Below are 12,958 nucleotides of genomic sequence, written 5' to 3' on the forward strand. Positions count from 1 at the left end.
CTAGATTCAGTCGAAATGAGTCGAGTACGAGCGATTTCATCGCAACGTTTGTAGTACCGCGGCGCCAATGTTTCGGGGGCGTAAATGCCCCGTGACGTTCTCGTTTAACGCCGTGATGAGGCCGGGAGGCTGCCCTAGCATCTCAAGTAGTCCGGTGGTCTGACCAATCGGTACTTCGATATCTTCCGTTCCCCCTGACTCGCAGAGGTCCCATGACTGTCGTCACCGCATCACCGGTCGGCCAGCCGATACAGTCCAGCGAGGGCGTCGAGAGTGATGTCACTTACGTTCCAGCCGGCCCGAACACTGTCATCTGGGGCCGACTGCCCTTACGGATCGACACGCCAATAGCAAGCGTCGAGGACGGCGAGACTTTCATCATTGACACGGTGAGTCACGAGGGCATCATGCCTGATCAGGGATCGGACCCAGTCGCGTTCTTCGGTCGTTCAGGCATTCCGGCAACCGACGTTCTCAGGGACACCGTCGCGATTTCACGTTCAGTAGTTCGGGAGGAAGGTGATGGACCGCACATAGCGACCGGGCCGGTCGCTATTCGGGGGGCCAAGGTAGGTGACCTCTTAGCTGTTCATATTAATGCTCTCGATATGCGCACTTCCTACGGGGTGATCAGTACGCGTCACGGGCGCGGGGTGCTGGCAGGAGGGGGTGCAATCGAGGGCAACTACAGCGCCGTTTGCATCGTGGAGCCGGTGAGCTGTGGCCATGTGGGCGCCATCTCCCTCACGCCAGGATCGGGCGAAACGGTTCGCTTCCCGATCGCGCCGTTCCTTGGCATGATGGGTGTCGCCTCCGACTCTGCTTCGCGTCCGCACTCGACACTGCCTGGATTGTATGGCGGCAATACCGATGTCAAGCTGCTTAATCCCGGGTCGACACTTTTCCTGCCCGTGCAGGTGGACGATGCGCTTCTCTTCGTTGGTGACCCGCATTACGCCCAAGGAAACGGTGAAGTCGCTCTCACAGCGCTCGAGGCCCCGCTTCGCGCCAAGCTAACTGTTGACATCATTCCGGGGGAGCTTCTCGTTGACATTGCGTCTGTAGAAGGGCCGTTCGCGGCAGGCCACGGAATGATCGTGCCCATGGGACTCAGCGAGAACCTCGATTTGGCAATGCGACGGTGCACGGCCAACGCCCTCGAACTCGTGGTGGCGATATTTGGTATGGACCGCCACCTCGCGTACCTCTACCTCAGCGCAGCTGTCGATTTCTCCGTTTCGCAAGCAGTCGACATCGTGAAAGGTGTGCACGGCGCGGTGAGGGTTTCCGACTTCCCATCCGTTCGCGACACGACCCTCGCCCGTTTCATCCTTAGGGCTGCCAAATGATCTTTGACATTCCGGTTCTGAGTAACACACCCGTCCCAAGTGGGCTCCTTGACGCTTTCTGGGACTACGACGCTGCTCTGATGCAAAACGATGTCGACAAACTTGACGCCGCCTTCCTCGCAAGCGCCTCCACGCTGCGCGGCGACGGCACCATGGTCATTGTGGGGTTCGATGCCACAAGCGACTTTCGAGCTTCGCGCACCGCTGTGCCAACTCGCTTAGTGCGGCGCATACACGTCCGCGTTGAGGAGGATGACCTCGCGCTGATCATCGCCGAAGTGGCATCAACCACAGGAACGCCTGGTCAGCAGACTCAGCTCTGGCGTCGTGTCGACGGCGGGTGGAAGGTTAGCGCCGCTCACGTCACCGCTCCCGCGGCGCCGATCGACCGTACGGTGTGGCGAATTGTTGGATTTCCACTCCTCGCCCCCACTGACTCCGGCACGTTGGACGGTCAAACTGTCGCCGTCAAGGACATGTTCTCGGTCCGGGGCCTCAGCATCGGGGCAGGCATTCCCGAGTTCGCGACGGAGGGTGAGCCACGGGAGACATCTGCCCCAGTCGTGCAAATTCTATTGGCTGCCGGCGCTTCCATTACGGGCGTAGCGCAGACCGACCAGTTCGCGTACGGACTTGCCGGCACCAACTCGCGTTATGGAACTCCAACGAACCCCCGTGACCCGCGCCGCATCCCCGGTGGCTCGACGAGTGGTGCATCAGTCGCCGTATCACGCGGAGAAGTGAGCATCGGGCTCGGTACTGACACGGCCGGGTCGATCCGAGTTCCGGCGTCCTACCAAGGGCTATGGGGCATCCGCACGACCACCGGGCTCGTCAACACCTCGGGAGTTCTTCCACTGGCCCCGACATTTGACGCGATCGGCTGGCTTACCCGCGACGGAGCAATGCTCGAGCGGGTGACCAGCGCGATGCTCGCAGATCGAGACACCACCGAGTACGCGGTTCAGCCCGAACTCGTGATTGTGCACTCGCTCACTGCTCTCGCTGCCGATGCCGTACGTTTCGCCACAGACGCACTTGCTGAACGCCTCGGCGCTGCGGCGATCGAACTCGACGGTGACACAGAATTGTGGTTCGCAGCCTTCCGCACCCTTCAAGCGTTTGAAGCATGGCAGTGCTGCGGAACCTGGATCACGTCACATCCCGGTGTTCTCGGCGCAGAGGTGGCGTCACGGTTTGCCGATGCAAGTCGGGTAACACCCGCGGCGGCCAATACTGCCCGGCACGACGTGGAAGAGGCGCGAGCTGTCATTCGCGCTGCCCTAATCGGACGGATACTCATGATCCCCACGACGGCGGATGTGCCGCCTCTTCTCAGAGCAGATGCCTCCGCGATCGATGCCGATCGCGCCCGCACCCTGCGACTGACATTTCTTGCCTCGATCGCGGGGGTACCCGCGGTGGCTGCACCGCTGCCCGAAGCCGACAGGCTTCTGGCCGGCGTCAGCTTCCTGGGGCAAGAACGCACCGACCTGTCCCTCGTTTCATTTGCACGGCGTCAGTTGGACAACTGATCGCCAACAGCACCGTCATCCCCTGGAGGGAAACATGAACACAGTCTTCGCCCGCACTTCTCAGCGGCGTAACCGGCTCATTGCCGCCGCCGGTGTTGCGGCCGTCGCCATCGCTCTGAGCGCCTGCAGCACAGGTGCCAGTCCTGCCACGACCTCAAGCGCTGACACACCCGTCAAGGTTGTACTCGGCTGGTATGCCGATCCCGAAAGCGGGGGCATGTACGCAGCCGAAGCCGAAGGATATTTCAAGGACTCGAATCTCAAGGTTTCGATCCAGCAGGGTGGCCCCACCGTCTCCGGCACGCAAATCGTCGCGGGCGGGCGGGCGGACATCGGGATCTCAGATGCGACCAGCATCGCGCTTGCCCAACAACAAGGAATACCAATCGTCGCAATTGCGGCCGTCTACCAGACCAACCCTCTCGGGGTCATGGTTCACGCTGACAGCGGTGTGAGTTCATTCGCCGACATGTCGGGTCACACGTTTGTGGTCCAGACCGGGCAAGCTGGCACCGCTTACCTCGAAAAGACCAAGGGGCTCAAGTTCACGACTCAGACATACTCCGGCTCAATCGCGAACTTCATTGCCAACAAGGATCTGGTGCAACAGGGTTGGCCGACCAACGAGGTCTATCAGGCCAAACAGAAAGGCGTCAACACTAAGTTCTTCAGCTATGCATCCGCGGGATTCAACCCCTATAACGACGTTGTGTTCGCGACAAAGGCATTCGTGAAGAAGAACCCCAATGTGGTGAAGAAGTTCCTCGCGGCGTCCATGAAGGGATGGTCCGCCTACATGGGCGACGTCAAAGTCGCAACAACAACGAATGACGTACTCAAGAAGGTCAACACAGAGCAGACCTCTCAGTCCATTTGGTTTGCGTGGGATGCCCAGCGTAAGTACGTCACCGCCGGGGACGGGGCGGCCCAACTCGGAGTCATGACCATGAAGCGGTGGACGACTGTTGTCAGTCAGCTCACCGATCTGGGCATTCTGACGAAGAAGGTCGCTCCCGCCGACCTTTTTGACTCGACGATGCTCCCCAAAGTGGCCGCACCGGCCAGCCTTCCAGCTGCACCCGCTGGCTCGTTCTGAATCGAATAGTCGACTCGATTAGCTGACTCAGGAAGTCGGGCATGAGAACTGTTTACACCGGAGGCGCCGTCATCGGCTCTGCCGACCACGAGATGGACCGCGGCTACGTTGTCGTCGACGATGCAATCATCGTCGAGTGCGCTGCCGGAGCGGCTCCCCAATCAACGCTGGCGGCCGCGGATATTGTGGTCGACACCACTGGCCAAGTTCTCATGCCCGGCTTCATCAACGCACACTGCCATTTGTTCCAGTCGATGCTTCGTGGGCTTTCTACGAACCGCTCCCTCGAGGGTTGGCTGGAACACGACATCTGGCCTGTCATTCCGCTGCTAACTCCGGACGATTTTGAAATGGCCGCTCTCGGCGGTCTCGCCGAGAATCTCAGGAGCGGGGTCACCAGCGTTCTCGAGAACCACTACGTTCAAACGTCGAAGGAGAACGCCCATCGCGTCGCCCGCGCGTTTCAGAAGATCGGCATCCGCGGCCTTATCGCGCGCGGTGGTGTGGACGTGAACCTCATCGGGACGAATCCCGACGAAGCTCGACAGGAGTCCGTAACCGAGTATTTGAATAACACGGGCATCTTCCTCCAAGAGTGGCAGGGAGCCGCCGACGGTCGAATCCGTATCGAGCCGGCAATCCAAACGACCTGGCTCGCGAGCAGCGCACTCGCCAGCGCTGTCAGCGACTTTATGCATAAATACGGCGTTGGCCTTCACGCGCACTGCGCCGAGACACGTGCGAGCGTGGACTTCACCCTGGAGAAATATGGCGTTCGGGAGGTCGAATTCTTCTCTCGCCATGGGCTGCTTGGGCCGACCACTCAATTGGTTCACTCGGTCTGGTTGGACGAGAGTGAGCGCGCGATGCTCGCTGCCACAGACACGGTTGTAGTTAGCTGCCCGGTCTCAAATGCGTACCTCGCCTCCGGACCAGCTCCCGTCTCGGACCTTCTCGCAGACGGCGTGACCGTTGCACTCGGTTCCGATGGACCAGCCAGCAATAATGGCCAGAACATCTTCGAGGTGTTGAAGTGGGTGGTTCTGTCGGACCGCCTTCGGACGTTGGACGCCACGCGGCTCACCGAAGTCGATGCTCTGCGAATGATGTGGGATGGCGGCGCCGGGGCACTCGGCCTTCCCGGGGTCGTTGGCCGGATAGAGCCGGGCTACCGTGCCGATCTTGTCACGCTCGGCGTGACGTGCGCTCCCTACAAAGGCACACCCAACCTTCGTAAAGCGGTTGTATTCGGCGGGTCACCCGGAGATGTGTGCTCAGTCTGGGTGGATGGCGTGCTTGTCGTTAAGAACTCGACCGTACTTACCGTGGATGAACCCGCCGTTGGCCAGCAAATCGAAGTGCGAATGCGCACTCTGGGGCTTCTCGGCACCCCAACACAATTGGAAGGCAGAAATGACCACCACTAGCACTGCAGCCAATCGCCCAGTGGGCAAGGACATCTGCAGTCCACTCATCGAGTTTCATGGCGTATCCAAAACCTTCAGCAATGGCTTCAGGGCGCTCACCCCCTTCAACCTAAGTATCGATAGGGGTGAAATCGTCTCGCTCGTCGGACCATCTGGATGCGGCAAGACGACAGTAATCCGCCTAGCGGCTGGGCTCACTGCAGCGACCGATGGGGAGATCATCCGTCGGACGCAGGAGCTTGCTTACGTGTTCCAGGACCCGACTCTCTTGGCGTGGAGAAACGTGCGCAACAACGTCGCGCTCGTAGCAAAACTGAAAGGGGTTGGCAAGGCCGAACGCAACGCGGCGGCTCTCGCGGCAATCGAAACGGTCGGCCTGAGCCGGTTCGAGCGAGCGCTTCCTCGGCAATTGTCAGGCGGCATGAAGATGCGTGTTTCTCTTGCTCGCGCCATCACCAGCGCTCCAGAGCTCATGATCATGGACGAACCGTTCGCCGCACTCGACGAATTCACGCGCGACAACATGCAGAACGAATTGCTTCGACTGTGGCGTGTCAACCATTTCGGTGCGATGTTCATCACCCATTCGATCCGCGAAGCCGTCTATTTGGGACACCGGATCGTCGTCATGGCCTCACACCCGGGCCGCGTCGCCCGAGTAATCGAATCACCAAACCCGCCAACCCTTGATGATGCGCCACGTGACCTCAAAGCGCTCGACGCCACGGTCAATACCATTTCACAGCTGCTGGCAGGAGAACCAGCATGACCATATCAAAGGACGTCGCCGTCATGGCAGCCACCGCAGCGGAAGCCGAGGTCACGACCGAACTCCCGATTCCTGTTCGCTCGCGTTCCACTCGCCATTTGTGGCGAAAATTCGTGCTCCCCCCCCTTGTGGCGCTGGTGATTGCCCTCATCGCCTGGCAAGCTGCCATCACCCTCCTCAGCCTTCCGCCCTATCTGATGCCAGCGCCGATCGACGTTTATGACGCCCTCATCAGCAGGTTCGCAGACATGCTGCCCGCGGCACTTATTACGATGCAGGAGGCCTACCTCGGGTTCGCACTCGCGGCCATTTCAGGTTTCGTCGCAGCACTCATCATGGCCCGCTGGAATGTCGCCGAACGAGGACTGTACCCCTACCTGGTACTCCTCCAAACGATCCCGATCGTTGCGGTTGCGCCGCTGTTCGTCGTGTGGTTCGGACCGGGCCAGGCAACTAACGTCCTCGTCGCAGCGATGATTGCCGTGTTCCCGGTTGCCGCCAACACTCTGCAGGGACTCAAATCGACCGATCGCAATCTCGTGCAGCTCTATCGGATGGCCGGAGCACCACCGCGCGTCCAGTTGTTTTCCCTTCGAGTTCCATCCGCGCTTCCGCAGATCCTGACCGGCCTGCGAATCGCGAGCGGATCGAGCGTAATCGGTGCCATCGTCGGCGAATTCGTTGCCGGAGTCGGTGGCGGAAAGGGCGGGCTGGGCTACGTCATCACACTCGACGCTAACCAGCTTCGCACTCCAGAACTCTTCGTCGCAGTCCTCTTGGCAAGTGTGGTCTCGCTCATCCTGTTCGGCGCGGTCGCTCTTGTTGAGAGTCAGTTGCTGAAGCGATGGCACGAGTCGGCGCTTCCCACCGAAGAGTAGACGCTCGCCCCCCGAACCGAAAGTTAAAATGACTCACCTTCTGGCCCACCTGTCCACGGCTGATGTCGCCGCAATTGACACCTCAAACGCGGTGATCGTGCAACCCATCGGCGCCATCGAACAGCACGGTGCGCACCTGCCGATCATTACCGATGCGCTGACTGCCGAGCGAATCTCAGACCTTGCCATTCGGTCACTTCCCGCCGGCAGCAACGTGTGGCAACTACCCACGATCTCCTATGGAAAGTCAACGGAGCACCTCGGTCGCGCAGGAACGATCGCCATGTCCGCCAGCACTCTCATGGCAGTCTGCATGGACCTTGGCGCTTCGCTAGCGGCTTCCAGATTCCGGAAGCTCGTGTTCGTGAACGGCCACGGTGGCCAGCCGAGTTTACTGGACGTTGTAGCGCGAGATATACGAGTCCAGTCCGGTTTGGAGGTCTTTCCCCTGATGCCCTCCAGATTCGGTCTACCCACGGGCGTTATCGAGTCCGATCCGCTCTATGGCATACATGCCGGGCAGATTGAAACGTCGATCGTCTGGTCGCTGGCGCCGGAACTCGTCCAAATGGACCACGCCGTCAAAGATGGCGACATTGTTGGCGAAATGTATCGCAACCTCAAACATCTGACACTTGAAGGTACAGTTCCGACTGCATGGATTACCGATGACCTTTCGCGCTCCGGGGTACTCGGCGACCCGACGGCAGCAAGCCGCGAACTTGGAGACCGCATCGTCGAACACCAGACGAAGATGCTGGCCGAGGCTCTTATTGAGATCCGCGATTTCTCTTTCCCGTCGCTTCCGACGGCCGCTGCAACACGAGCCAGCGCCACACAAGGCTTGGCGTGAGCATCCGACGTGCCTGGGGGCTGTCGCCGACCCACGTTGATCTGCAGGGGCCAGCCAGTGCCAGACGGGCGCCAATTCTGGTCGAGCTCGACGCTCTCCCTCAGAGACTAAGTGTCGATCTGTCCCGAGCGGCGATCGTCGTTGTCGATATGCAGAACGACTTCTGCACCACGGGTGGATGGCTCGACACGATCGGTGTGGACGTGAGTGCAGCAACCGCCGCCATTGAACCGCTTGTTCGTATCCTCCCGCCTCTTCGATCTTTAGGAGTGCCCGTCATCTGGCTCAACTGGGGAAATCGTCCTGACCTCGCAAACCTTCCGCCCGGCGTCACGCACGTCTATGACCCCGACGGGACCGGCGGCGGCATCGGCGATCGAGCCGGACGCAGCGAGGCCGTAATGACGAGAGACAGCTGGGGCGCGTCGATCGTGAACGGACTTGAGCCCGCACTCTCGGACATACACGTTGACAAGTTCCGCATGAGTGGCTTCTTCGATACACCTCTTGACAGCATTCTTCGGCAACTCCAGGTCGACACGGTGCTGTTCGCCGGCGTCAACGCCGATCAGTGCGTGCTAGCTACGTTGACGGATGCCGCGTGTCTCGGCTACGACGTCATCATGATCGAGGGCGCAAGCGCCACCACGTCACCTGCATTCTGCCTCGACGCCACCCTCTACAACGTACGACAGTGCTATGGATTCACCACAACCACAGACCACCTGGTCGGCGCCGTTATCGCACCGACCGCTCTCTGAAAAAAGGACGCTGATCATGACCGCCCCACCCATCCTGAAGCACATCGACGACCTCACGACATACCGAATCGCGCCCGGCGACACGGTGAAACTGACCCACCTCACCGGCCCTTCCGAGGGATCGGCAACCAGCGTATTTTTCGAGATCTGGGAACCGAACGGCGTGCAGCCAGACAATTCCCACCCGGACTCCGTTGAAATCTTCATCATCCTTAACGGCGCGGGAAAGGCTGTCAGCGACGAACACTCCGTCGACTTGAAGGCAGGCGACGTCCTTGTACTGCCGAGCGGATCCGTACATCACATCCAGAACACGTCCGCCACCGAACGTCTGTACGCGGTGACGATAATGGCCAATGATCTCGGGGCGATGAAGCACGGTTTTGAACATCTCGTTACCAGTGGAAAGCCGGAAGTGTTCGGCGCGCAAGACAAGGGAGCAATCTTCACCGGGCTCGCCGCGTTGGCTACCGACTAGCTGACACAGGAAGCGGACGATGGACACTTCGTTCCTGCAGAACTCAGCAACGTCGCTCCTCCATCAACTCACCCAACAAACGCTCACAGCGGTGGAGTTGATCGAGTCGGTCCACGAGCGCATCGCTGAACGCGACGGGGAATTGGGGGCGATGAGCGCCTGGGACCCTGTTGCCTCGCTTACAGCTGCGCGGCGGATTGACGCGGCGCGGGCGAACGGAAGTGCGATCGGGCCTCTCGCGGGGCTGCCCGTCAGTGTCAAGGACTCCATCGATTCGATTGGACTACGCACAGCTCACGGCCGGTTGAGTGATTCGCACGTTGCGACGCGGGATGCCCCAGTTGTCCGAAGGCTGAGGGAAGCTGGCGGCATCATCGTGGGCAAGACCAACGCACCGGTCTATCTTGCCGATTACCAAGCAATCACTGAGTTCGCCACCACTCGCAACCCGTGGGATCTCGGCCGCACGCCGGGCGGGTCATCCTCCGGTGCGGCCGCCGCGGTCGCCGCAGGAATATCGGCAGTTGATTTCGGCAGTGACCTCTCCGGATCACTCCGCGTGCCAGCCGCCTGGTGCGGCCTGTTCGGGCACAGACCGAGCAATGGAATCGTTTCAAAGATCGGGCAGATGCCCTGGCCAACTTCCGGACTGCTCGAACCGCTCGTCTCTGCCGTTGGACCCATGACTCGATCCGCGAAGGACGCTCGGCTGTTCTTCGACCACATGATCGGGGTTGAGGGCCCAGAGGCAGTCGGCTGGAACGTGGAATTACCACCAGCTCGCGTGGTCGGCATTCACGGTATTCGGATCGGCCTTTGGCTAGAAAACGACGCGGCCGACGTTGACGCAGAAACCCGGGCGGCGTTGCAAGCGTTCGCCGATCGCGCTTCAGACGCGGGCGCGCTCATCAGTGAGCTGAAAACTCCTCCGGGCACGGGCATCGAAGGAGAGCGTCTCTTCCAGCATCTGCACGCCTCGGAAATTGTGCACGGCTTTGAGCCAGCACTTTGGGAAGAACACCTGCGGAACGCGGGTATGAACGCGGGCAAGCGAGGTGATTTCTCGCGCCTCGTGACCCAGTCCTACCGCGCAGGCATCGAAGCGCTCGAGGCCCAGGCGCTTGCGACGCAAGAATGGGCATCCGAAGTCTTCTCGACACTCGACATTGTGTTGTGTCCCGCAGCTCCAACTTCCGCGCCTCTTCTCAGCGACGTACCGGCCGAAGATCGCACCATTCCCTTCGACGATGGAGTGATAGCGGCGGAGCAGACATGGCGGTGGAGCAGACAGGCCAGCCTCCCCAAGCTGCCCAGCACCGTGATCCCATTGGGGGCAGGCGCAAAGAGCGGCCTGCCAATCGGCGCCCAGCTTCTCGCCCCCTACCTTGAGGACTACACGTCACTGCAATTCGCGGCCGATGCTGAGGAAGCTGGACTGGTCAGTTATGTTCCGCCACCATCATGGTGGTAGGCGCATCCTGGAGCCTGACCGGTGCTATTGAGGAGTCGATTTACTTTGACAAGGGACCATTTCCTGACTGCTCTTCGGACCCGGCCGGGTAACCAGGCCATGGGACGTGTCAGATCCGTGAATGCCTGGATGATCCCTGGGGTGGGCACCTTCGACGGCATCGTTCAATGGCTTTCCAAAGATGCGCCATGAAGATCTTATCAAAGGATCCTTTGATGAGACTTCCTGATCGGGTTTGGAGATGGCGAGGGATCCGGCTGATCAAGCTGTACTGGCAGATTGGCAATGAGGTTATAGCGCAGCGAGCCGTTCGAGGCTGGGGGAGCGCGGGCGTCGGCCAGCTGGCAGCCGATTTACATGCCGAGTTTCCGCGAATAACTGGCCTCTCGAGAAGCAATCTTTTTCGTAAGCGCGCGTTCGCTGCTGGGTGGTCGGGCGAGAACGCTATTGTCCAACGGCCTGTTGGACAATTGCCGTGGCGTCATATCACCGTCCCGCTCGACAATCTGACAATCCGCGCACCGGTGATTGGGACGCGGCAGCGGCGGCGGCGCAGGGGTTGGTCGCGGAACGTGTTGATGAACCAGATCATGAACCAAACCAGTAACGTGGCGGGGCTGGTCCTACTAACTTCGCTCGGCAGCTGTCGGCACCCGATTCGGAGCTTGCGCAGCAGATCGCGAAAAACCGGTACGCCCTTGGCCGTGAGTCGGCCGACGATCTGTTTCAAGTCACCGAGGTTACGACGCCCGACGGCCCATCGAGTGGACCAGCACGGCGTCGCAATCTCGGAAGAAGTCGACCAGATTCCCGAGCTCTGGTCGGTTCTTCTGATAGTTCCCGATGCCAGGTCGGTGTAGATCTTGTCGACCGGGATCCCGTCGAGCTGTCGGACGATTGTTTGGTCGAGGGCGCTGACGCGCACGTAACCGACAAGTTGCCATGTCGCCCCTCAACACGAAGAGGTCAATCAGATGGGGAGAACGAGGCGCGACGGATGTGCTGACACGGCGCTTGCAAGAACGAGAGACGCTGCGCCTATTGGACCAGCATCCTCACCGAGAGCGGTTCCGCGGACAGTCACCCCGTGAACGCTGCCGAAGATGTGGAGCTTGTCTATGATCGGCGGTACGACCTGCATAAATGTTGGCGAGAATGATCGCCAATTTGGTCCGCCGAAAATTATCGTGTCCAGGTCGAGCATATTCGTCAGATTTGCTGCGGCCCGGGCGAAACTTTGCGCGGCGCTGTCCACAATCGCTTTAGCCGCGGCGAGGCCTTCGTCTGCTTTCCGACAGAGTTCGGCGATCGCTGTCTCCACTTCGACTGGGCTGTCGATATTGAGGGCTCCGAGAACTCCCGCATTTTGACCGCGTTCTACAAGGACTGATGGCATGACCGTCACCGCCAGGCAGCCGCGACCACCGCAATAGCAGAGGGGGCCGTCAGGGTCGCCGCTCAAGTGCCCGAAGTTGCCCAGGTTGCCCGATGCGCCGTGCATCACTTCGCCATCTAGCACGATGCCTGCGCCTGCGCCTGCGCCGAGATAGATGAACGCAAAGTTTTTAGAGGTGAGGTTATCGACCCAGAGCTCACCGGTCGCGGCGGCGACCGTGTCTTTCTCCAATATGACTTGCATACCGAGGCGTTCCTCTAATTGTTCGCGAAGTCGCACCCTGGTCCACCCGCGGAGATTTGGCGGCCCGATCACGGTGCCCTCGTCCATGCCGAGCGGGCCAGGGGAAGCGACGCCCAGGCCACTCAATCTCCTCCGCGACCAATCATGTCGGTCAACAAGCGTCCGCACGTGCGACACGATTGCGTCTATGAGTTCGGCGGGGTTGTCGGTTGTGGGGTTCACGAGCGATTCTCGGTCCATAACTTGGCCGGAGAGATCGACGAGCGCGACGACAGTACGCGCGGGGTCAATGTGAAGGCCGATAGCACACCGGCTGCTCGGATTGATCTGATAAACGCTACGCAGCTTTCCCAGCGCACCGGTGACTCGACCTGACTCCTGAATAAGGCCTTGCTCGACGAGTCTTCGGCAAATGTTTGACACCGTTTGACTGGAAAGTCCTGTCTGATCGGCGAGCTCAACGCGACTGAGTTTGGAGTGCCTACGGATGGAGTCAACGACGAGAACCTGGTTGTAGTCGGCGACGAGAGGCAAATTGGAGCCGCGTTGCATCATTGCTTTGTTCCGCCTCTGGGTTGCCCAACCTGACCCCAAATATTACCTGGTTTTCGGAGCGAATCGTAGACAAATCAATTTGATTGCATTACTGTAAGTTCTCAATCGCCTGCGTGAAAACGCAGTAATTATCTTCAACGGAGAAGA

Annotated in this window: 12 protein-coding genes; 11 read left to right on the forward strand and 1 reads right to left on the reverse strand. The window is 60.1% G+C overall.

The annotated features are described in order from the left end of the window. Positions 1-608: 608 nt before the first annotated feature. The 11 genes from ABIB56_RS15485 (at position 609) to ABIB56_RS15535 (ending at position 11,477) form a co-directional block, all read left to right on the forward strand. Positions 609-1,349: an acetamidase/formamidase family protein gene (locus tag ABIB56_RS15485; protein ID WP_354570125.1), complete on the forward strand. Its 741-nt coding sequence runs from the start codon at positions 609-611 to the stop codon at positions 1,347-1,349. Further along, a complete protein-coding gene (locus ABIB56_RS15490; RefSeq protein WP_354570126.1) occupies positions 1,346-2,884 on the forward strand; it encodes an AtzH-like domain-containing protein in 1,539 nt (512 codons plus the stop codon). The genes ABIB56_RS15485 and ABIB56_RS15490 overlap by 4 nt, the downstream gene beginning before the upstream one ends. A 34-nt stretch (positions 2,885-2,918) precedes the next feature. Continuing rightward, a complete protein-coding gene (locus tag ABIB56_RS15495) occupies positions 2,919-3,980 on the forward strand; it encodes an ABC transporter substrate-binding protein (RefSeq protein ID WP_354570127.1) in 1,062 nt (353 codons plus the stop codon). Positions 3,981-4,021: 41 nt separating this feature from the next. Next, complete coding sequence (locus tag ABIB56_RS15500; protein WP_354570128.1) at positions 4,022-5,407, forward strand: amidohydrolase family protein; 1,386 nt, start codon at positions 4,022-4,024, stop codon at positions 5,405-5,407. 19 nt (positions 5,408-5,426) lie between these two features. After that, positions 5,427-6,176 carry an ABC transporter ATP-binding protein gene (locus ABIB56_RS15505; RefSeq protein ID WP_354570129.1) on the forward strand — a complete coding sequence of 250 codons (750 nt, stop codon included), beginning with the start codon at positions 5,427-5,429 and terminating at the stop codon, positions 6,174-6,176. Beyond that, positions 6,173-7,054 (forward strand): ABC transporter permease, encoded by an 882-nt coding sequence (locus tag ABIB56_RS15510; protein WP_354570130.1) that lies wholly within the window; start codon positions 6,173-6,175, stop codon positions 7,052-7,054. The genes ABIB56_RS15505 and ABIB56_RS15510 overlap by 4 nt, the downstream gene beginning before the upstream one ends. A gap of 28 nt (positions 7,055-7,082) precedes the next feature. Beyond that, positions 7,083-7,907 (forward strand): creatininase family protein, encoded by an 825-nt coding sequence (locus ABIB56_RS15515; protein ID WP_354570131.1) that lies wholly within the window; start codon positions 7,083-7,085, stop codon positions 7,905-7,907. Next, complete coding sequence (locus ABIB56_RS15520; RefSeq protein WP_354570132.1) at positions 7,904-8,668, forward strand: cysteine hydrolase family protein; 765 nt, start codon at positions 7,904-7,906, stop codon at positions 8,666-8,668. The genes ABIB56_RS15515 and ABIB56_RS15520 overlap by 4 nt, the downstream gene beginning before the upstream one ends. Positions 8,669-8,684: 16 nt before the next feature. Continuing rightward, the gene (locus ABIB56_RS15525) at positions 8,685-9,146 is read left to right on the forward strand and encodes a cupin domain-containing protein (protein WP_354570133.1); all 462 of its coding nucleotides are present in this window, start codon (positions 8,685-8,687) and stop codon (positions 9,144-9,146) included. A 19-nt stretch (positions 9,147-9,165) separates the two neighbouring features. Beyond that, on the forward strand, positions 9,166-10,617 hold the full coding sequence (locus ABIB56_RS15530; protein ID WP_354570134.1) for an amidase family protein: 1,452 nt from the start codon (positions 9,166-9,168) through the stop codon (positions 10,615-10,617). Positions 10,618-10,832: 215 nt separating this feature from the next. Continuing rightward, positions 10,833-11,477 (forward strand): DUF1016 N-terminal domain-containing protein, encoded by a 645-nt coding sequence (locus ABIB56_RS15535; RefSeq protein ID WP_354570158.1) that lies wholly within the window; start codon positions 10,833-10,835, stop codon positions 11,475-11,477. Between the two features lie 110 nt (positions 11,478-11,587). Here ABIB56_RS15535 and ABIB56_RS15540 read toward each other — a convergent pair whose 3' ends face one another. Beyond that, entirely contained in the window at positions 11,588-12,811 is a 1,224-nt protein-coding gene (locus tag ABIB56_RS15540; protein WP_354570135.1) for an ROK family transcriptional regulator, read from the reverse strand. Positions 12,812-12,958 lie beyond the last annotated feature (147 nt).

Source organism: Glaciihabitans sp. UYNi722 (assembly GCF_040549465.1).
Classification (GTDB): Bacteria; Actinomycetota; Actinomycetes; order Actinomycetales; family Microbacteriaceae; genus Lacisediminihabitans.